Raw genomic sequence first — 21,025 nt, forward strand, 5'->3', positions numbered from 1 at the left:
GTTGTTTATAATTCATTGATCTGGCGAATCATTTGATTGGTAAAGCCCCATTCATTGTCATACCAGGCCATTACTTTTACCAGGTCGCCATCTACTACCCTGGTCATTTCCAGATCCACCACAGATGCTAAAGAACATTTTATGATATCTGAAGAAACCAAGGGTTCATCTGTTACCCCTAAGACCAGCTTGTATCTTTCGGTTTTCGATTCATCCATTAAAATCGCATTGATCTCTTCAACCGAGGTGTTTCTTGATGCGATAAAAGTAATATCCGATATGGATCCAACGGGTACAGGTGTGCGAACAGCGATCCCGTCAAATTTCCCGTCAAATTTCGGAAGTACTTTTGTTACTGCTACCGCGGCCCCTGTGGCTGCAGGTGCCAGGTTTACCCCTGCCGCACGGCCCATCCTCGGTTCTTTTTTTGAAGGAGAGTCCACCAGTGTTTGTGACGCGGTATAAGCATGCGTGGTGTTGAGTACGGCTTTATTTATGCCCAACCTTCTTTCCAGTATCTCTACTATTGGTCCAATGTTATTGGTCGTACAGCTGCCGCAACTGAATATACTGGTATGTCCGTCTGCTGAGTTTACGCCATAGACGACGGTTGGGGTGTCTTTACTTTTTGTCGGCCCTGTTATGACCACTGTTTTAGCACCCGCGAAAATGTGTTTCCCTGCATCTTCCCGGCTGGTAAATAAACCAGTGCTTTCAATAACGATATCTATTGCTAAATTTTTCCAGGGCAGATCAGCCGGATCTTTTTCTGAATAAAAAGAGATCTGTTGTTCCCCGACCTGCAGATGGCCTGAACCGGTGCTTACCTCATTTTCATATTTTCCGTAGATACTGTCATACTTCAATAAATAAGCGGCGTTCTCTAAAGCCATCAGATCGTTAACAGCAACCAGTTTTAGCCCGGGTGTTTTCATGATCACTTTTAATGCGGCCCGGCCGATCCGGCCAAATCCGTTAATTGCTATTCTTTTCATTTTATTGTATTTATCGATGTGAAAAAGCCCCCTTTGTATTTGGGCGTGTAAAATACTTTGATGTTATTTCAGGGAAGATATTTAAAGGACACACGGTCACTGTACCGATCTTTTTTCGAAAAATATAAGGATCTCCATGTCTTGTTTCAGGGAATTAAATGCGTGTCCGGCACCTCTCCTTACATATACGATATCGCCGGGCTTGATTTTCAGGTTTTTGTTACCTGCCTGGAATTTGCCTGAACCACTGGTAATCACGTTGATCTCGTCGAATCGGTGGGTATAGATTGTACTATCGCCTTTAAGCTGTTCAGGCAGCAAATACAAACCCGAAAGCATGGATTGGTTATTTATAAATACCTTGAATACATTTTTTCCGGGCAGTTTTGCGGCGCTGAGATGATCCAAAGAGAAACTGGTACTGGCAGAGTCCCCCTTGCTTTTATCTTCTAATGAAACAAGTTCAATGATATCTAGGGGAACTGTTACGTCCTCAAATGAACTCTTGATATTACGCGGAACAAACACGACCGAACCTTTATCCAGATCGCATTCATTGTTCCCTGTTTTAAGTTTACCTTTTCCCTCGACAACGTAATATATCAGGTTAAACATGGATACATCGGTAAATTCTTTATTTTTATTGATGCGGATCAGCTTTCCGGTCATCGTGGCCTCGGATAAAAAGGTGATGCTGTCCTTACCTGTATGTTTTTGCTTTGACAGCAACTGCTTTATGCTTATTTTAAGGTAATCTACCGGCACATTATCGCGGTTGGCCTGTGCCCTGGATTGATAGGTTAAAACCAATAATAAAGCACATAGCGCGGGTGTTTTGAATATTTTCATGAATTTGATATTAGGTTGATTCTTTCTGCTTAGCATTATTTGATGTATTCGATCCCCCGCCGCTTACCTGCCAAAATATTTCAGGAATATTGCAAACTAATCAGCGGCTGCCCCACCTGCTGATTTTGTAAACAGGTGAAAGGCGCCGCCAATGAGTATCCGACCGGACAACGTTTTTAAATTGCGGGAGCTAAAGGAAAATCAACCGGTATTTGCGTTAAATTATGAAGATAATTCATCGCAACTTTATCACTGATCTGCAGGATCAGGTCGACCAGGTTCTCATTGGTGAAGCCCTGCGCGAAAAATTCTTCTACTGCGCTTGGTTTTGCGTTTCCGCGGCTTGCCGTAATGCTCTCTGCTAATTTTACCAGCGCGTTTAAACGTGGGTTTGCCGCCTTACCCCGGCGTATATCAAGAAGTTCGTCTTCGGTGAAACCGTTCATTTTACCGATAAGTGTATGTGCGCTCTGGCAATAAACACAGCCATTTACCTGGCTTACTATCAGGTTAACCGCTTCTTTTTCTTTGTTGCTTAAGCTTGTTTTTGCGCCCTGGTATGCAAGGTATTTAGCCAGTCCATTTCCTGAGTAGGCAATGGTAGCATATAAATTTGGCACGAAACCCAATGCTTTTTGAAGTGTATCAAAAATAGCCTGGTTTTCTGGTGTTACTTCTTCTCTGGTTGGAACTTTGAAATCTTTCATATTGATTTTTTTTTATGTCCTTATTGACATTACAAAGGTGCAGCTTCAAGAAATGCGGAAAAATGGATAAACGAGGTAAACAAATGGAGAATTTTTCCGGGGCAGAGAACGGTATCGAAAAGATAAAAACGGCAGGTAGATTTACAGGAAAAAAAAACTGGAAAAGAAGTCCTGCAAGCCGAATCAGCGTTTGGCGAGTTAAGTAAAGAGACCGGTTTACGGATGGTGCCAGCTAATATTGCATAACCATTTTTTTTAGACTTGGCATTACTGAAATGGGTAAAGAGCCAAAAGGAATACCGCGAGCTACCGACCTTGCCGCTGCAAAATCAAAAACGCTATTTTAGTTTCTTACGCATAGGCTTCCCTCCGAAAGGTCCCTGTACCGGCCCTGCAAGATCAAATGCTGCCCCCGCGGGTCAACCATCAAGACCGATGTCCGATTTGTTACAAACCATAACAGCTATTCCGACGGTGCGAAGAAAACGGAATGAAAGAGCCAGAAGGGCACCGAAATCACATTCACTTAATAGTTCGAAAAACAATTAGTGCCGTTTTGGTCCAGGACTTGTATTCTGTAGGTTTTGTGACCAATAAACGCCGATGATCTTCCAGCCGTTAAATCGCCCGCAAATCCTCCAAAAAGTTTGTCATTTAGCGCGTTTCTTCTCTTCAAACTCGTCAGCCCTTACTGGACAGTTCTCAAAATATTTATTAAAAAATTTGCATAGATTATCCTTTTAATTGATGGGGTTCGATTCCCCTAGGGGCTGGTTTATAGTTCCATTTACCGGAAAGAATATATGCCAAAATTAGATCAAGCAAATACCCCTGAATTGTAAGAAAACGACTTTATTGCTGTCAAAACAGGCATTACGGTTTAGCAATTTGCATAATGTCGTGTCCTTACAATTCTATTAAGGAGCCTGGGAATACTTTTGCTTTCGGAATGTGATCAAATTCACACAAAAAATGACTACGATAAGATATAATGGCTTCTCCATGAGCCATAAAGGAATGAGAATGATGTTATTCGATATGACGATTGAACTGCAACAGGCCGATTTTAAAGATGCTAAGGCAATGGAACCCTTACTGGCCAATCTTGAACACTTGCTGAAAGTTTTTAATGAACATTCGGAGCTGGAGGACGAGTACATTCTTCCGTTGGCCGAAAAAAATCACCCCCGGTTACTGGCTGAATTTGAGGATCAACATGCAAAAGACCGCAGCCTTAGCCATAATCTGTACGCAGCAATAGCAAATTATCACGAAGCGGCAGATGATGACGCAAGGATATTATCTGGAAATATACTTTTTTATAATTTCATTTCCTTTATCACTTTTAACCTTGATCATATGAACAAAGAGGAGACGATTTTTAATGAGGCTATATGGCCGCATTACACGGATAAAGAATTAATCAATGTACATATGGAAATTGGTGCAAGCCGTACAGCGGATCAAAAACAGGTGGCCTGCTACTGGATGTTAAAGGCCTGTAATGATGCGGAGCTGACCAGCTGGCTGGGTGGCATCAAATCGATATTGCCTGATCCTGAATTTCAAAATATGGCTGATAAAGCGATTCAATTGCTATCGCAGATAAGGTGGGAATCTATTTATAACCAATTAGAAAAAAAAACCGCAATGTTGGCTTCTTCCTAAAAACGTCCGAAGATCATGAGAATCAAGATAACCATACCTGAACTGATCGTATTGATCCTTTTGGGCCTTAATTTGTCCGCTAAAAATAAGGAGCCGGAAGGTTTGATATTACAAACCGTGGATAAAGGCTTGATGCAATATTATGTTTCGCTGCCTGCCCACTGGAGTCCGGCTAAAAGATGGCCGGTCATAGTTATTGCCGGGGCTGCGGATAAAAAATTCAAAGAGAATACTTTACGCTTTATAAAAGTGCGCGGTCAAAAGCCCTTTATCATTGTTTCTCCGGTGATAGTCACCAATGGGAACTATGGGCGCAGGAATCCTGCCGTCTATCCATATTCACCAGGGACATGGGACAAGATTGATGAGATGACAGATTGCAAATTTGATACAGACGGGGTAATAGCAGCGGTTAGAGAGGTTAAGAAGAAGTACAATGGCGATGATCATTTTTTTATCACTGGGTTTGAGGCAGGTGCCCACCTGGTTTGGGCAATGGTTTTTCAACATCCTGAAATGCTCCGGGCGGCTGTGCCGGTGGCGGGTAATTATACTGGCCGTTGCCTGGACAACGGAGCATTTTCTTCAGATCCTTCAAAAACCACCCTCGCGGTTAAAGGCCTGGTTGGAGGGTTGGATAAGGTATGGGGCCCGGGAGGAGCTGCGCATGTTCAATGGGAAAATGCAAAGAGATTGGCATCAGAACATGGTTATAAAAATGTTTCGGAAATGGTTATACCCGGTAAAGGCCATGTACCTTTACCGGATGCCATTTTTTTATATTTTTCCGCTTTGGGGGCCAACAAAGAATAAAGAAAGGAATGTCGTTTTTTTACAATTTTATAAAATTAGAGTATATTAGTTTTATGATTTAAACAACGCGACTGACAGACAGTTACTTACATGAAGACCATACAGGAGCAAATTTCATCCGGCATATTAAATAGCTGTGTTTCAAAATACTGCTACAAGGAGTTAGCTATAACAAATGAGCTAATTATGCCTGCGCATACCGACCAGTTCCTAGAATTTTATTTAAGCGGACGGTATACTATTGTTGACAAAAAAGGCAATGGTGAGTTTCTGTCCCCGGCATCCATATTTATCGGGCATCAAACTACGCCTAATTGGGACCTTAAGCTGCAAGGCCACTACCGGATGTTTTTTATACACTTTACGCCGAATGGATTTTTTAAAATATTCAACATTCCTATGAAGGAATTTACCAATAAGGCGCTTGATCCTGAAAGTTTTATCCACATGGAAATAAGGCAGATGCATGAGCAATTAAGCAATGCCAAATGCTTTACAGATATGACAGGCATAGTTGAAAGGTTCCTGATCAGGAAATTATTATCCCGCCAGGGTTATGCTGACAATTTTGATAAAATCATCAATCATATCAATGCGCAACATGGTATAGTTGATATCAACTGGCTTGTAAATCAAAGCAATCTGAGTATCAGGCAATTTGAGCGAAAGTTTAACCAGCAATTGGGCATATCGCCGAAAACCTTCATCAGGAAAACCCGTCTTAACCACGTAATAAATTTAAAAAAACTTCAACCCTACTTAAGTTGGACAGATATTACTTACCGCGCAGGGTATTTTGACCAGGCACATATGATCAAGGATTTTAAATCTCTCACATGTGAAAGCCCCAAATTATTTTTGAAGAAGATCGTCGGTACCCAATAAAAGACTATGGCCTTTGCCACGATATCATAATTCCTTACAAACCGGATGAAAGGCGCCCCATATCTGGATTTGATTTGCTGCATCTATAAGTTGGCAGCTTCTATAACACCCATTACCATCCTTCTCCAACTGTCCGGAACGATCTTATCAGGAAATCCCTATTGTTTTTTATCTGGTCACGGATGGTTTTTTAAGATCGAACGAGGTTAAGAGTAAACTATAATATGAAAGCCACTAACACTCGATGTCAGGGGCTTTCGTGTCAGACGTCCAAATAGTTGTCAATATTTTTAATCGTTCTGATTTTTGAACCTTTTTTATGACTCTTGATGTGCTGATTTGGAGATTACATCCTGCATGTTTATTATACTCCAATGTTCTAGGAATTGTCCATTTTCAAAAGCTATAATGTCGATAAGAGGTATTGCAACCTGCTCATTACTGGGGGCAATGCCCATAAATTGGGCAATATGAGTACCATAAATGGTTTTCCTGGTAACCACTTTATGACCTTCTACGACCTGGTCGAATGTCTTCACCGTAATATCTTTAAATGATTTGTGAAATACATCAATTACGAAATTAATTATTCCCTGCGGCCCCTGGACAGCGCCTTGCGGCAAATTATGATCAATAAAATCGGGGTGAATAATATCATGTATCGCTTCAATATTACCTTTTTCAAGCACCTCTCTGTTATAACGAAGTACTACTTCCTTGTTTAACTTTTCCTGTTCTGTCATCGTGTTATTTTTGATTTTGAATACAGTACAAAGTTAGCCGGATGACTAAAAGGAAAATTGCACTTTCACATGTATTAATGGTACATTTTGCGCGTCATTTTACGATATTCCGCGGGTGTATGCCTGGCTAACCTCTTGAAAAAGCGGTTAAAATAAGGGGCGTCATCAAATCCTAACTGAAAGGCTATTTCTTTTACAGAGCATTCAGTGTGCAGCAGAAGGCGTTTAGCTTCCAGCATCAATCGTTCATGGATATGCTGTATACCTGTTTTACCGCTTTGCTGTTTAATGATTTTGCTCAAATGCCCGGCAGAAATGCAAAGCAAATCAGCGTAGGCCGACACGTCATGCAGCTGGTTGTACTTCTCATTAATTAAATCGACGAATTTTTTTAAAAGCCGACGTTCATCGTTGGGTATATTATTAATAAGCTGCTCAGTATAAAGCCGACTTAAATAGATCAGCAAAACACGTAGGTAAGAAAAAAGCATCCCATTTCGCAAATCATGACGTTGATTGTATTCCACGAGCATTTTGGTGAATATATCTTCAATAAAAGTTACATTTTCAGCTGATAATGTAAGTTCATGTCCGTTATGTGGATTTTGGATTACCAGCAACTTTTTCAAAAGTTGATTATCTTCAATAGCTAGAAATTCATTAGTAAACCGAAGTAAAGTACCATTTAGGGGCTGGGTCTCTTCCTTTATAAGTACCTGCTGAGGTGTTGAAAAATAAAAAGTATCCGGCTTCAAAGCGTACTGCACCGTATCGACCCAATGTCGGCCACCGCCTTCTTTAACTAAAAGAAGTATATAAAAATCATTACGGTGTGGCGTTAAGGCAAACGTTATATCCTGGTCGTGAAATCGGTCTAATTCTAAAATATCGAGCAGATAACTCCTGTTTCTGCTTACCTGCTCTAATGAGTATTTAGGGATCAGTTGCTCAAATACCTGTTTATCCATACGCTAAAATTAAATTTTTTGGTTAAGCTGTAAGCTACAAAAACTACTTTTATATGGTTGTTATGAATATTTAAAAACTTTTAATAGGTCCCTATCAAATCACTGAATCTAGATAATTGAAAACATATCTTACTAAATTATTTCTTACGCTGCTTTCATCTGGGTCATGCCAAAGCTAAAGTTTGGTGCTGCTGTGATTGTTTAGCAATAGTTAATGATTTACTTTGATGGTACTTTAGTAAAATAAGTGTTATCTGATTTGGGTTTGAGATAAATTTCCTTACTGCTATCTGGCAAGATATCGTTCCAACAAAACTAATTTATTGCAGACCGTTTGTTACCGATTCAAGCCAAGTCAAATTGATCGATACCATCAAAACGCTCGAATGGAATCGACAGCCTCTCTTAAAAAGGTTTCTCTGCCAATAACTTTTTCATAAAAAATTTTTATATATAACATTTAATATATAAATAAAAATTAATAAACTTTTCTTTCCAGTTTTGCAGCGTAAATTATCAAAACGAAAAGGAAATGCAATCAACAACAAATGCCCCGTCCACTAACGTAAAACATCTTAAAAAACCATCCTCTCATTTCTTCAACCAACTGATAAGTATTTTCTTATCGGTTTTGTGCCTGTCCTCGATCGCTCTGTTGACGACAGGTACGAGTAATAATCTCCCATGGCGTTATTTCGGAATATTTAAGATTAATGGATTCACCCTATTGATATGGTCGGTGGTCAGTTTTTTCAGCGCCATTGTCAGCGTCTACAGTGCGACGTACCTTATGGGATTCAGGTATCATTCACGCTTTACGGCCCTGTGCCTGGGGTTTACCCTATCGGTAATGATATTTATCGCAAGTGATCACATCGTCGCAATTTTACCCGCATGGTTAATGATGGGGTTTTTCATGGCAAGGCTGATCGGCGTAGTGAACGGCTGGCACGAAGCCAGGAAAGCATCGGGGTTTGCACAAAGATATTTTTTGTGCTCCGGCGCAGCCCTAAGCGCGGGGGTACTGATACTTGCTTTTGCATCAAACAACTTTACATTAAGTGGTATTACAGCGGAGTTAAGCGGTCTTTCAAATGCTGTCCTGGTCCCATCAGCCCTTTTGATTATCACTGCGGCCCTGGTACAATCCGCTATTTACCCCTTTCATCGCTGGCTGCTTTCAGCGATGACCGCGCCGACCCCAGCTTCAGCACTGATGCACGCAGGTTTTGTTAACGGTTCTGGTATCCTGCTGACTATGTTTGCCTCCCTGCTTTTAAAAACTGAAACACTTTCGCTCCTTTTTGTGATCGGAGGAATAACCGCTATCGTAGCTCAGTTCGCCAAACTGCTGCAGACCAGTATCAAGCAAAAACTGGCTTGCTCTACCATTGCACAGATGGGCTTTATGATCATGCAATGCGGTCTTGGCTTTTTCAATGCTGCGGTAACTCATCTGATCCTGCACGGCTTTTACAAGGCATACCTCTTTCTTTCTTCGGGAGAACAGGTACAGGCTTCCGCCCCGGGCAAACCATTGCCGATGAAGATCAGGCCCCTGCAGGCAATCGCTGTGTTAATTACCGGCATCCTTGGAGCAGCCTGTTTTGCGGTGCTTACTGGAAAAGCTACCGCTATCAATAGCGGTATTTTTCTGACGCTCGTCGTAGCTATAACCGTAGGACAGGCAACTTATAATATTGTCAAGCAGCGAGCACTGTCCGTTGGTCATAAAATTTACCTGCCGCTGCTGCTGTTTTCAGCCGGGATTTGTAGCTATGCCCTGATCTATAATGGTGTAAGCAGGATCATGCGCGATATACCGGATGCCGAGCGCCCGATGTTGCTATCGCCCGTACAGATCCTGTTTGGCGTAATTTTCCTGTCAGGCTTTTTAATCATGAAGTTCGGCATATATAAAAAGTGGTCCTGGCTTTACGTAAATTTATTGAACGCTACCCAGCCCTATAAAAAAACCATCCTCCTATCCAAAAATCAATCTCTATGATCATATCTGAATTTACGGCCGCAATTGAAGAAGCCGCCACTGTTGTTGACAAAACCTGGCCTTTATACGGCTTTGTGACCGCTAACCCGCTGTCCGGATATGAGCACCTGCCGTTCGGGCAGGCCGTCCGGGAGGCTAAAATAAATTTGGGGGCGTCGGCACTGCCCAGTGCGGCCATGTTCCGCCAGGCCTTTATGGTAGGGGAAATTGACCACGAAACCCTTACTGAAAAGCTGAGAGAAAGCGGCCGTTACCAGCAACCGGACTATTACCTGGAAGAAATGGAAGTAACCAAGTGTGCGGCCCATACGAACGAAACCCATGAGCTGGACAGGATCATATCCAAATGGCTCAGCGCGTATATGGATGAAGGCATGGCGGAATGGGAAATGCCGGGCAGAGCGGCAGGCTTCTTTACATCCTGGCGGAGACTGGCGGTACATGACAGGGAGTTACGCTATTTTTCAATTCATTCGATGCCCCATACCGCTGTTGAAACGATCAGGTTAATGTTAAAGGGGCGCAGCAAGGAGGAACAGACGGCTATCTTCAAGTATCATCTGTCGGCGCTGCCAGGCTGGACCGGCTATATCAAGTACCGGATGAGTGAATGCTTGCCCTGGCAGCAGCAGTATCCCATTACGCTTGAAGATTACCTGGCTGTCCGCCTTTGGTTTGCCGGACAGATCAACCGCGGAATTCAAACGAACGAAACAATTGTGGAAGAAGAAAACGCGAATTCCAAGCTGGAGCTGATCTGGCTCAGGGCCTGGGAAAGCACATGGCAGAAAAAGCTGGCCGGCAGACTTCAGGAAAATCTGAAGAGTCTTAAATCTGCGCCTAAACAAAGGAAAAGCACTTTGGCGCAAATGGTATTTTGCATCGACACCAGATCGGAACTGATCAGAAGGCATATTGAAGCCAAAGGACATTACGAAACCTTCGGCTATGCCGGCTTTTTTGGCATCGCCACCGATTACTGCGACCCGGTAAGCGGCCTGATCCGCAAGTCATGCCCGCCGATTCTGGACTCCGCGTACACGATTACAGAATCGGCGCTAACGGAAAAAGCAGCAGCCCTGGCACAATATCAGCAGCGAAAGAAGTACCAGGGTTTTATAAACTTCCTGAATCAACGCCTTAAAAACATGTTGCCTTCGGCTTTCGGTTATGTGGAGGGAACAGGTCTTTTTTATGGTTTTAGCCTTCTTCGAAGAACATTTTTTCCAGCCGTCGGCAAGTTAGGTAAAGACAATACCGCTGATAAACATGAAGACAGCTGCGTACCGCAGTTAAAGGAAAATCAACGAATAGCCGGCAGAGACGGGATAAACCTGAAAGAAAAGGCGGCAATTGTTAAGTCGGCTTTCGACCTGCTCGGCTGGAAGGAATTTGCACCACTGGTGATCTTTGCCGGTCACGCAGGCCAATCAGCTAATAACCCGTTTAAATCGAGCCTCGACTGTGGTGCTTGTGCTGCAAGTCCCGGCCGGCATAATGCCCGGATGCTGGCTGAAATGGCCAATCAGGCCGAATTAAGGGCTTTATTAAAAAGCGATTACGCCATCTGCATTCCGGCCGGGACGTTTTTCCTTGGCGCCGAACACAATACGGCGACCGATGAACTCGCTATTTTCGATGCCGGAGCACCCGCATCTCACCTTTCGATAATACGGCAGGTGAAGTTGTATCTTGCCGATGTTCAGCGATCAGCGGTCAGCGAACGGTTGGGATCATTGAACGGACCGGATATAGCCCTTAAAAAAGCGGTGAACTGGGCAGAAACCAGGCCCGAATGGGGACTGGCCGGCAATGCCGGCTTTATCATCGCGCCACGCGCACTGACCAGGAATATAGATCTTGAAAGCAGGTGCTTTTTGCATTCCTATGATTGGGAAACCGATGACAAGGGATTGTTCCTTGAGATGATCATGCAGGGTCCTATGGTGGTCGCCCAGTGGATCAACAACCATTACTATTTTTCAACCGTTGATAACGAACGGTTTGGCGGGGGCTCAAAGATTACGCATAATGTCACCGGCAATTTCGGTGTCGTACAGGGAAACGGAGGAGATCTGAAAGCCGGTCTGCCCCTGCAGTCAGTCAATAGTTCCGATAACGCGATCTATCACCATCCCCTGCGATTGTCGGTCCTCATACATGCACCTGCCGCCAGGATAGAGGAAATACTATTGAGAAATAATCATGTGAAGAAACTGGTAGACAACGAATGGATCTACCTGATGGTCATGGATCCTTTATCCGGCAACCAGATCAGCCTATATCACCATAACTGCGACTAGATGGTCTTGAGTAATGAGGAATGGCCGGATTCGGTTGCTTAAATATTAACATAATGAATGAATAAACAATCACCTGCGATATTCAGGGGAAGGAAACTGGTCATAGCGACCATGCATGGCAAGGAAAAAGTCATTTCCCCGATATTTGAGAAGGCACTGGGTGTAGAAACCGTACTGCCTGACGGATTCAATACTGACTGGTACGGTACATTTTCCGCCGAGATTGAACGGGAAAAAGACCCGCTCGAAACCGCGAGGAGCAAATGTATAGATGCCTGCAGGATTACAGGATGCACCCTGGCGGTCGCAAGTGAAGGCTCGTTCGGTGCGCACCCGACGATCTATTTTATACCAGCCGATGATGAGATCATGGTATTTATGGACCTTGAGAACGACATCTACGTCAGGGCAAGGGTGGTGAGTACTAAAACAAATTTCAGGGGGGGGCAATTTTACAGACTGGCCGGGCGCGGTTAAATTTGCCCACGCGGCCGGTTTTCCTGACCATGGCCTTATCCTGAGGGGGCCACAGCGATCTGATCCGCTGAAGGGAATCCAGGACTGGGATGTGCTTGAAGCAAATTTTGAGGCCCGTCTGAAAAATTACGGAGAGGTGTTTCTGGAGACCGATATGCGTGCCATGTATAACCCAAAGCGCATGGAGGTTATTGCCGAAGTCGCCGAAAAGTTGATTGAAATCGTTCTGAGGGCCTGCCCCCGGTGCCAATTTCCCGGATTTGATGTTGACAAGGTAAACCCCGGGCTGCCATGCCGCCAATGCGGGATGCCCACAAATAACACACTCTCCTACCGTTACAAATGCAAAAAATGCCGCCATTCCGTTATACAACTTTATCCCCATGGACCAAAAACTGAAGATCCGCAGTACTGCGACTTTTGTAATCCCTGATCATCCCGTTAAAAAAATCATAACCAATGAATAGTTTCAAGACAAACCATACGACACCCGTCCTTCCGGCAATAGCCAGGGGCATCGAAATCTTAAATAATGGCGGTATCATTGCCATTCCAACTGAAACAGTGTATGGGCTGGCAGCCAACGCCTTCAGTATAAAGGCAGTTGCTGAAATTTTCAGGCTGAAACAAAGGCCGGCTATCAACCCCCTGATCGTTCATATCGCTTCCTTGTCGGAGCTGGCAACCGTAGCGGTTGAAGTCCCCCCGCTTGCGATGAAACTGGCAGAAGCATTCTGGCCCGGACCTTTGACCCTGGTTTTGAAGAAAACTCCTTTAATACCAGATATTGTAACCGCCGGGAAACCAACCGTAGCGGTACGGGTGCCGGGACATCGCCTGGCGCTTGAACTTTTGAACCGCCTGGACTATCCGCTGGCGGCGCCGAGTGCCAATACGTCCGGCTCCATCAGTCCGACGAACCCTTCTCATGTTACCGGGTCTTTCGGAGCAAAGGCACCATATATCCTGGACGGGGGAAACTGCGAACGGGGTGTGGAATCAACTATTATTGGTTTTACAGGTGATGAGCCGGTAGTGTACCGCTATGGGGCGATTCCAATTGAAGCCATTGAAAAAATATGCGGTAAAATAAAGACCCACACATCCGATGACGTTTCGCCGGCAGCCCCCGGAATGCTTTCAAAACATTATGCACCCAAGACAAGAACATTGCTTACGGCAGATCCGGCGGCGCTGGTATCTTCCCTGAATAGCAGCAGGACAGGACTGCTGCTTTTTGACCGTCCTCTGGGAGGCGTAAGTGCCGGTCCGGTTGAGATCCTTTCTCCCACCGGCGATCTGGCCGAGGCCGCCAGGAACCTTTACCCCGCACTTCACCGGCTGGACGCCATGAAGCTGGATGTTATTATAGCTGAAAGGGTGCCGTCTGTAGGAATCGGCATGGCGATCAATGACCGGCTTAAAAGGGCATCAACTGACGAATCAGTATGAAAACGATCCTGAAAAATGCCCGGGTTATCAACGAGGGAAGGATATGGGTTACCGACCTTTTGATCGAGGGTGAACGTATCGCCAAAATCGCCCCGGAGATAAGTGTTATAAATGCTGACATCGTCGACTGCGAAGGGAAATACCTTATGCCGGGTATGATCGACGGGCAGGTACATTTCAGGGAGCCGGGGCTTACCCACAAGGCAGATATGGCATCAGAATCCCGGGCGGCGGTAGCCGGCGGGATCACTTCCTTCATGGACATGCCAAATACGGTACCAGCAGTACTGATTAAAGAACACCTGGAGGAAAAGTTCAGGATAGCGGCCCGGCATTCGCTGGCCAATTATTCATTTTTCATGGGTGTAAGCCGGAACAACTGGGAGGAAGCCCTGAGCATTGATCCGGCAACAGTCTGCGGGCTCAGCGACGACGGGCTTTACCTGGATGACGGCGAAGCAAATCTCTCTAATGACCCTGCCTTCCTGGACTTTTTTTTTTGCACGGTGCCCTACGCTTATTGCGCTGCACTGCGAAGACCATGCAGTTATCGCACGCAATACGATGAGATGGGGCACAGTCGGCGATAAGGACCCCTGCCGGTTACATGCCAGGATCCGCAGCCAGGAAGCATGTGCAGCAGCGACTGAAAGGGTACTTGCCGCTGCCGGAAAATACGCTAACCGGTTACATCTGTTGCACATTTCTACCTTGGCGGAAGCGCTGCTGCTGGACGATAAACGCCCTGTACGTAACAAGCGTGTCACTGCAGAGGCCTGCCTGCCCCATTTATATTTTTCTGATCAAGATTACCAGAGACTGGGGAACAGCATAAAGTGGAACCCGGCCATCAAAACCTCTGGAGATAAACAGGGCCTTTTGTATGCGCTGCTGACGGGTCACCTCGACATCATCGCGACCGATCATGCGCCGCACCTGCCGGCGGAAAAAAAAGGCGGCTACCTGGAAGCAAAAAGCGGGGGGCCGCTTGTACAGCATGCACTGCAGATGCTGATGGAATTATGCCGCCAGGGTCAGATCAGTCTGACGCAGATCGTGGAGAAGACAAGTCACCATGTTGCTGAAGTTTACCGCATACCTGACCGGGGCTATATCCGTGAGGGATATTATGCAGATCTGGTGCTGGTTGACCCAGGCTTGCCAGCCACGGTTACAAAGGATACCCTCTATTATAAGTGCGGATGGTCGCCTTTAGAGGGGCAAACCTTTCAAAGCAGTGTAATCCATACCTGGGTGAATGGCAGACTGGTTTTCAATAAGGAAAAGTTTGACCAGAATGTCAGGGGGATGCGTCTTCATTTTGAAAAGGTCCGATAGCAGCTCAGGCCTCCTGCTGCGTAACATACTGCTCGAACCAGGAAAATTTCTCATGGATGATCCGGGTCTTTTCCTTTTGCAGGTGCAGCAAAAATGCGGCTGCTACAGGGGAAAAGGCTTTGCTTTTCAGCCATATTATATTCCAGACCGAACTCAGCGGAAGCCCTTTGACCGGAATGATCTTAACTTCGCCGTTGATCAGTTCGTTCTTGATGCCGATCAGCGGCATGACCGCATAGCCGAGGCCGGCGATGACAGCCTGCTTCACCGCTTCATTAGACGTCAGCTTCATTTTTTTCCTGACATGGAGGTTGTGCGCCGAAATGTATCTTTCCATGGTATACCGGGTGCCAGAGCCCTCCTCGCGGTAAATGATCGGAAGTTGTTCCAGTATATGATGCGTACTGCCTTTTAATATTACCGTATCTTTTCCGCCGACCAGGTACAGTTTGTTCTGCATGAGCTCTGTAGCTTCTACTATCAGCTTTTCGGGCAAAACCGACACCAGCGCAAAATCAACTTCGTTCTTTTCCAGGCTTTCAATCACCCGCGCCTTATTGGTCACGTCCAGCACCAATTCTATGCCCTGGTGCTGTTTTAAAAAATCAGAAAGGAAATAAGGTATAACGTATTTGCCGGTCGAGACCACCGACAGCTTTAGCCTGCCGGTCAGCTGCCCTTTGTAGGCCTGGGTTTTATAGTTGATCGCGTGAACCTCACCGAGGATCTTTTCAGCAGCTATAGCGATCTCAGCACCGAAATCCGTTACATATAACTTTCTTCCAATGACCTCTGTAAGCGGTATTTCAAACTGGTCCTGCAGGTTCTTCAGCTGAATGGATACAGCGGGCTGTGTCAGGTGAAGTTCTTCCGCAGCCTTTGTGATGCTCAGCGTCTGCGTTATCTTCAGAAAGATCTGTAATTGGTGCAGGGTATATTGCATAAATTAATTTTATGTTTAGTATCGCAAATATAAATGAAAATATATGAAATAAGAGTTTGAAATTTACAGCACAAATATCCAACAAATCAGATGACCAGGATAACAGCAGCTAAGGATGACGGCATCGGTCCGGAAATAATGGATCTAACAATCCCGGTTCTCCAGGATTCCGGAGCCGAGATCGATATCGATCATATTGATGTCGGGGAGAAGGTTACCTGGGAGGTAATCAAGACTAAATACGTGTACAACTTTAACGGGGCAGCGGCGTATTCACTTGGGCAGGTTCAATAGCAACGAAATATAGAATAACACATAAACTAGTATAAATAATATGGAAAATATTAAACAATTCACCTTGATCAAAGGAAAATTCAATATCGAAGACGGAAGGTCTATCGTGCTGAATTTTTTTAATACAAAAATAAATTTTCATAATCTCGAATTGCTGACAGCTTCTGAAAGTGGCCAGGGAGACAAACAAGCCATTGAACAAAAGATCTCAGATCTTAATAAAACCAGGCAGGAGGTCATTGAGTTATTGGCCGGGCCAGATCCTGGAGATGAAATACTCGAAATCCAGGGACATATCTCAATTCGAAAAACTAAGCTATAGATATGGTTGTCTTTTGACAGATATAAGTAAAAATCATTGTAGATAAAATTTATCAAGTAGTGATTCTGATAACAGCCTTTTTCTTTCCTCGCTACTGAAAAAAGCACTATTTTTTCAGCTTTAACTTTGCATTAGTTACAATTATAGGAGGATCGAATTTCGCTTAATTCATTTCAAAATGCCTGAAAATCTCATTTGCTAAGTATAAGAGAGCCTTTATAATTAATAGCCATATAATGCCCCGTGGCTCAATGTGAAATTTGACTTTCAACGTTTTTTGAGGGCACGAAGCAAGGCATAGAATCCTCCCAGGGACTATCCGTCAATTGCCTTTTACCGGATCCGTCTGCATTCATGATGAAAATGGCTCCATAAGGCTGAAATGTATCGTCGTACAATGCGGCTTCATCTTTAAACCCATAGATACCAGTGCTCCACATTAGGTGCTGGCTGTCATCTGTCCACATTGCATGGGCATCATTGGCGGGAGAAGTGGTTAGTTGCTTTAATTGTGTGCCGTCCGGATGAATCGTAAAAATGTCAAAGTTATTACCGTCGTGCTTTCTTGTAAACGCGATTAGTTTGCCATCCGGCGACCAAAAAGGGAGGTTATCGTAGTCTTTGGTGAGCACCTTTATGCTGTGATCAATCAGGTTTAAGATGCGCAATCCATCATCCTTTCCGCCCCAGGTACGGTAAACAATATTTTTTCCATCCGGGGAAAAACTGGGGAAACCGGAATTTATGGTGCTGTCTGTCAGTGCAACTAAATTTGTCCCGTCTTTCTTCATCATCATTATCCTTGCCGTGCCTGTTTTTCGCGCTTGCAGAAAAGCACCATAGCCAAACGCGATCCATTGCCCGTCCGGCGACCACGTAGGCATAAACGCTGCGCCGCCGGTGGGTGTAAATATTTTCTTCTTGTTTGTACCTCCGGCATCCATAATTGAAATACCCGAATCGGTGCCCTTATCGGTAAGAACCAGTTCACCGTATTTCGAAAAATTTGGAAACACATCTGTATAACGGTAATCGTAATTCTTATCCCAGTTGTACAACACTTGATTTTGCGGTCTCGGGCTGAAACTTACTTTTTCAAAAACAACCGCTTTACCATCCGGGGCCCATGCCGGCGAATGGAAGCGTCCTTTAACTACTTCAGTTTTCCCAATGTACATCAAGCCGGAATTGTCACCGCCTTTAGCCAGATAGGCCACCTGTTCGCCTGGCAGATACTGCGGCGACAGTTTAAGGCCCGGCCCTGAAGTCAGTTCTGTGCGACTACCGGTAGCCAGGTCGACTGACACAATTTGCGAGGTCGCCTTTTTTGCCAAAGTCGGCCTGCGTGCCGCCCAGGTATCTTCCACCGGAATTTCATAAAAAACAATATTTTTCCCGTCAAGCGACCATTTTGGGGCACCGGCACAGATTCCCGGTTGCGATAGCCGTCGCAACCCGCTGCCGTCCGGATGGACAATGTAGACGCTCAGCTCCTGAACATGTTCCCAACCGGACCCGTTTCCATGGCCGAGCCACTGCGTATTGCGGTCAGAAGAAAAAGCGATCCATTTGCCGTCCGGAGACCAAGCCGGGCGAAAAAAGCCATCCGGCTTGGCCGGATCTCCCTGAATTTCCGCCCGTCCGGTAAGGTTGGTCAACTTATGGCTTTTAATATCTAATATCCAGATATTGGTTGTATGGGTAACACGGGTTGAAACAAATGCCAGCTTTTCTCCATCCGGCGATAATGCTGACTGATCGTCCAAAGAGGGATCATCGGTTAGTCTTTCTAAACTTGTCCCGTCGGGGTGTACACGGTAAATATCAGCCTGTCCGAAACCGTTTCGCTCTGAAGTAAACGATATCCATTGCCCATTTCCGGAATAAGATGCATGGTAATCAAATCCCGATTCCTTTAATAGCGGGTGCTCATCTGTCCCGTCTGCATTTGCTACAAAAATCGCTGATGATGAAGGGCCAATCCGGTTCATTAACAATACCGGCTTGTGGCCGTCCTGCATTCCCACCAGTCCGGACCGCAAAGACTGGGCATTGCTGGCAAGATTAAATAGTGAGGATAAAATAATAGCTGAAGTGGCAATTTTTACAAGGATCATAATTTCAGGTTTATAAAAAACAGGCTGTTTATCTAATCTTTTTCAGATGGTTCTGATAGCAGTTGAAGCGGCTCACAAGCGTATTTGCTGATTGCTGCGGTCAGAGCGCTTTAATCAATCACCCAAATTAATTCATAATTTCAAAGCCAAAAAAATGTGTTAGACCATTCACTTCAGGTTATCGTCCATATGCTAAAAATTATCGACAGCCAACTTTAAAGGTGATCAGCTAATGCCGTACTGAGGTTTTGTCGATTAATACCATTCTATGGTCGTCAAGTTTTATTCTTTGGCCGATGTTGAATGATAAATTCTCCTATTAGGCGTAGTATTGTATATCAAAAGATCGGTCTATGCTAAACACTGTCTTTCGTAAACATGCAACGCTATTGGGTCACATTATAGGCTGGCTGCTCTTATGGTTTGCGGTGCTCTACTACCATCCAATAACCTGGGGGATTTCGCTGCCCCTGCGGTTCTGGTTAAAGCAACTCATCTTACTGGGTATCATGATGGCGGTTTTTTATCTCAACATCTATGCGTTAATTCCTAAATTATTATTTAAAAAGCAGCGTGTTCTGTATGTTATAGCCGTTGTAATTATGGTTTTTATTTCCACCTGGTTAAATAAATCTGCCAATCGCGCCTTTAATATATATCAATTGATGGCGAACCGGCCGGAGCGGCCAGCCAGAAAAAACGGGATGATCACCGAAACTTTCATACCGGCTGTAAACATGCTATTGATAGGATTGGGCACAACGATTAGTTTTAACAAAAAATGGCAGCGGGAGGTGAGCCTGAGAGAACAATTAGAGAAAGAAAAATTCCAGGCAGAGCTATTGCTGCTGAAAGCGCAGATCAACCCCCATTTTTTCTTTAATACATTAAACAATATCTATTCTTATACCCTTTCGGATGGCGATGTGGCAAGGACAGCCATAACTAACCTTTCGAAAATGATGCGTTATGTACTATATGATGCGGAAAGCGGCGTAACATCCCTCGTAAAAGAAATCGCCTTTATTGAGGATTATATTGAGCTGATGCGTTTAAGAATAAGTTCTAAAACGAAAGTCACGTATCTTGTACCTGCAAGCCTGCGTGAGCAAATAATGATAGCTCCGATGTTATTTTTACCTTTTGTGGAGAATGCTTTTAAACATGGCACCAGCAACATTTCAGAAGGTGCAATTATTATTGAGGTTGCGCAGCAAGACAATGTAGTCACCTTAGTTGTAACTAATACAGTTTATAACCAAATGCGCTCCAATGAGCAAATTAATACAGGCATTGGCATCAGTAATACGGCAAGGCGATTAGAACTTTTATACCCGGGAAAATACAAGTTGGAAACCGGAATGCTGGATAAAACATTATACCAGGCCAAATTAATACTTACCCTATGACATTGAACTGTATCGCTATCGATGATGAACCACCTGCGCTTGATTTGTTGTGCAGGTTTATTGATCAAACCCCGTATTTAAAGTTAACAGGTAGTTTTTCGAATGCTGTAGAAAGCTTGCATTTTATCAACGAAAGCAAGGTTGACCTGATATTTCTGGATATCCAAATGCCTGATTTAAGCGGCATTGAATTGGCCCGCATCTTATCGGGCAGGAATACGGGTAATGCTGCGTTTATTGTTTTTACCACTGCGTTTGATCAGTTTGCCCTGGAAGGTTATAAGCTGGACGCAATAGATTATTTGTTAAAACCCATTGGTTACAATGACTTTTTAAAAGCGGTTCAGAAGGTTGTAAAGTGGGCAGAATTGAGAAGAAACCGCAATGAATTGTTACCCCAAAATGAAGATTTTATCTATCTGAAAGTGGAGTTTCAAACAGTAAAAATACGTTGCAGTGATATTATTTACATTGAAGGCTTTAAAGACTATGCGAAAATTTTTCTTACCAGCTCCGAAAAAAGTATGCTTTCACTGATCACCCTCAAAGCTTTGCAGGAAAACCTACCAAAAGGAAAATTTATGCGGATTCATAAATCGTTTATCGTATCCCTTGATAAAATCACTGCGGTTACAAAAAACTCGGTTTTAATCGGCAGTTCAAGCTTTCCCGTATCTGAACCTTTTAAGGATGGGTTCAACCAGTTTGTTAAAACCTGGCAATAATTATATTAA

The 21,025-nt window shown here is 44.3% G+C and carries 21 protein-coding genes; 14 read left to right on the forward strand and 7 right to left on the reverse strand.

Translation table 11 applies throughout. The features are described from left to right. Positions 1–5 precede the first annotated feature (5 nt). The 3 genes from NAF19_RS13945 to NAF19_RS13955 all read right to left on the reverse strand — a co-directional run bounded on the left by NAF19_RS13945 (position 6) and on the right by NAF19_RS13955 (position 2,551). Positions 6–995, reverse strand: coding sequence for a type I glyceraldehyde-3-phosphate dehydrogenase (locus NAF19_RS13945; RefSeq protein WP_252790675.1), 990 nt, complete (start codon positions 993–995; stop codon positions 6–8). 96 nt (positions 996–1,091) lie between these two features. Then, complete coding sequence (locus tag NAF19_RS13950) at positions 1,092–1,844, reverse strand: cupin domain-containing protein (protein WP_252790676.1); 753 nt, start codon at positions 1,842–1,844, stop codon at positions 1,092–1,094. Between the two features lie 176 nt (positions 1,845–2,020). Next, positions 2,021–2,551, reverse strand: a complete 531-nt coding sequence (locus NAF19_RS13955) for a carboxymuconolactone decarboxylase family protein (protein ID WP_252790677.1) — start codon at positions 2,549–2,551, stop codon at positions 2,021–2,023. Positions 2,552–3,523: 972 nt separating this feature from the next. Between NAF19_RS13955 and NAF19_RS13960 the strand changes: the two genes are divergently transcribed. From NAF19_RS13960 to NAF19_RS13970, 3 genes are all read left to right on the forward strand, one after another. Beyond that, positions 3,524–4,219: a hemerythrin domain-containing protein gene (locus tag NAF19_RS13960; RefSeq protein ID WP_252790678.1), complete on the forward strand. Its 696-nt coding sequence runs from the start codon at positions 3,524–3,526 to the stop codon at positions 4,217–4,219. Between the two features lie 15 nt (positions 4,220–4,234). Continuing rightward, the gene (locus tag NAF19_RS13965; RefSeq protein WP_252790679.1) at positions 4,235–5,032 is read left to right on the forward strand and encodes a hypothetical protein; all 798 of its coding nucleotides are present in this window, start codon (positions 4,235–4,237) and stop codon (positions 5,030–5,032) included. Between the two features lie 90 nt (positions 5,033–5,122). Further along, a complete protein-coding gene (locus NAF19_RS13970) occupies positions 5,123–5,917 on the forward strand; it encodes a helix-turn-helix domain-containing protein (RefSeq protein WP_252790680.1) in 795 nt (264 codons plus the stop codon). Between the two features lie 317 nt (positions 5,918–6,234). Here the strand turns inward: NAF19_RS13970 and NAF19_RS13975 are convergent, their stop codons facing one another. Then, positions 6,235–6,660 carry an ester cyclase gene (locus NAF19_RS13975; protein ID WP_252790681.1) on the reverse strand — a complete coding sequence of 142 codons (426 nt, stop codon included), beginning with the start codon at positions 6,658–6,660 and terminating at the stop codon, positions 6,235–6,237. 74 nt (positions 6,661–6,734) lie between these two features. After that, complete coding sequence (locus NAF19_RS13980; RefSeq protein WP_252790682.1) at positions 6,735–7,628, reverse strand: helix-turn-helix domain-containing protein; 894 nt, start codon at positions 7,626–7,628, stop codon at positions 6,735–6,737. Between the two features lie 532 nt (positions 7,629–8,160). Here NAF19_RS13980 and NAF19_RS13985 point away from each other — a divergent pair. The 7 genes from NAF19_RS13985 to NAF19_RS30780 all read left to right on the forward strand — a co-directional run bounded on the left by NAF19_RS13985 (position 8,161) and on the right by NAF19_RS30780 (position 15,206). Beyond that, positions 8,161–9,636, forward strand: a complete 1,476-nt coding sequence (locus NAF19_RS13985) for a proton-conducting transporter transmembrane domain-containing protein (RefSeq protein ID WP_252790683.1) — start codon at positions 8,161–8,163, stop codon at positions 9,634–9,636. Next, positions 9,633–11,939 (forward strand): DUF2309 domain-containing protein, encoded by a 2,307-nt coding sequence (locus NAF19_RS13990; RefSeq protein ID WP_252790684.1) that lies wholly within the window; start codon positions 9,633–9,635, stop codon positions 11,937–11,939. Before NAF19_RS13985 ends, NAF19_RS13990 begins: the two co-directional genes overlap by 4 nt. A 111-nt stretch (positions 11,940–12,050) precedes the next feature. Beyond that, positions 12,051–12,416 carry a DUF6671 family protein gene (locus tag NAF19_RS13995; RefSeq protein ID WP_252790685.1) on the forward strand — a complete coding sequence of 122 codons (366 nt, stop codon included), beginning with the start codon at positions 12,051–12,053 and terminating at the stop codon, positions 12,414–12,416. Positions 12,417–12,456: 40 nt separating this feature from the next. Beyond that, a complete protein-coding gene (locus NAF19_RS30770; protein ID WP_370362884.1) occupies positions 12,457–12,849 on the forward strand; it encodes a DUF6671 family protein in 393 nt (130 codons plus the stop codon). Between the two features lie 26 nt (positions 12,850–12,875). After that, the gene (locus NAF19_RS14000) at positions 12,876–13,868 is read left to right on the forward strand and encodes an L-threonylcarbamoyladenylate synthase (protein WP_252790686.1); all 993 of its coding nucleotides are present in this window, start codon (positions 12,876–12,878) and stop codon (positions 13,866–13,868) included. Further along, positions 13,865–14,458, forward strand: a complete 594-nt coding sequence (locus NAF19_RS30775) for an amidohydrolase family protein (RefSeq protein WP_370362881.1) — start codon at positions 13,865–13,867, stop codon at positions 14,456–14,458. Before NAF19_RS14000 ends, NAF19_RS30775 begins: the two co-directional genes overlap by 4 nt. Beyond that, complete coding sequence (locus NAF19_RS30780; RefSeq protein WP_370362882.1) at positions 14,433–15,206, forward strand: amidohydrolase family protein; 774 nt, start codon at positions 14,433–14,435, stop codon at positions 15,204–15,206. The genes NAF19_RS30775 and NAF19_RS30780 overlap by 26 nt, the downstream gene beginning before the upstream one ends. 4 nt (positions 15,207–15,210) lie before the next feature. On the opposite strand, the gene NAF19_RS14010 is transcribed toward NAF19_RS30780, so the two are convergent. After that, positions 15,211–16,149, reverse strand: a complete 939-nt coding sequence (locus NAF19_RS14010) for a LysR family transcriptional regulator (protein ID WP_252790687.1) — start codon at positions 16,147–16,149, stop codon at positions 15,211–15,213. Between the two features lie 90 nt (positions 16,150–16,239). Here NAF19_RS14010 and NAF19_RS14015 point away from each other — a divergent pair, with 90 nt between their 5' ends. Continuing rightward, positions 16,240–16,443, forward strand: a complete 204-nt coding sequence (locus NAF19_RS14015; RefSeq protein ID WP_252790688.1) for a hypothetical protein — start codon at positions 16,240–16,242, stop codon at positions 16,441–16,443. A gap of 40 nt (positions 16,444–16,483) precedes the next feature. Then, the gene (locus NAF19_RS14020) at positions 16,484–16,765 is read left to right on the forward strand and encodes a hypothetical protein (RefSeq protein ID WP_252790689.1); all 282 of its coding nucleotides are present in this window, start codon (positions 16,484–16,486) and stop codon (positions 16,763–16,765) included. A 248-nt stretch (positions 16,766–17,013) separates the two neighbouring features. Here the strand turns inward: NAF19_RS14020 and NAF19_RS14025 are convergent, their stop codons facing one another. Then, the gene (locus NAF19_RS14025; protein WP_252790690.1) at positions 17,014–18,882 is read right to left on the reverse strand and encodes a TolB family protein; all 1,869 of its coding nucleotides are present in this window, start codon (positions 18,880–18,882) and stop codon (positions 17,014–17,016) included. 353 nt (positions 18,883–19,235) lie between these two features. Between NAF19_RS14025 and NAF19_RS14030 the strand changes: the two genes are divergently transcribed. Together NAF19_RS14030 and NAF19_RS14035 are read left to right on the forward strand one after the other, a co-directional pair. After that, the gene (locus tag NAF19_RS14030) at positions 19,236–20,291 is read left to right on the forward strand and encodes a sensor histidine kinase (protein WP_252790691.1); all 1,056 of its coding nucleotides are present in this window, start codon (positions 19,236–19,238) and stop codon (positions 20,289–20,291) included. Then, positions 20,288–21,016, forward strand: coding sequence for a LytR/AlgR family response regulator transcription factor (locus NAF19_RS14035; RefSeq protein WP_252790692.1), 729 nt, complete (start codon positions 20,288–20,290; stop codon positions 21,014–21,016). The genes NAF19_RS14030 and NAF19_RS14035 overlap by 4 nt, the downstream gene beginning before the upstream one ends. Positions 21,017–21,025: the final 9 nt, after the last annotated feature.

The sequence above is a fragment of the Mucilaginibacter flavidus genome (assembly GCF_024055575.1).
Lineage (GTDB): Bacteria > Bacteroidota > Bacteroidia > Sphingobacteriales > Sphingobacteriaceae > Mucilaginibacter > Mucilaginibacter flavidus.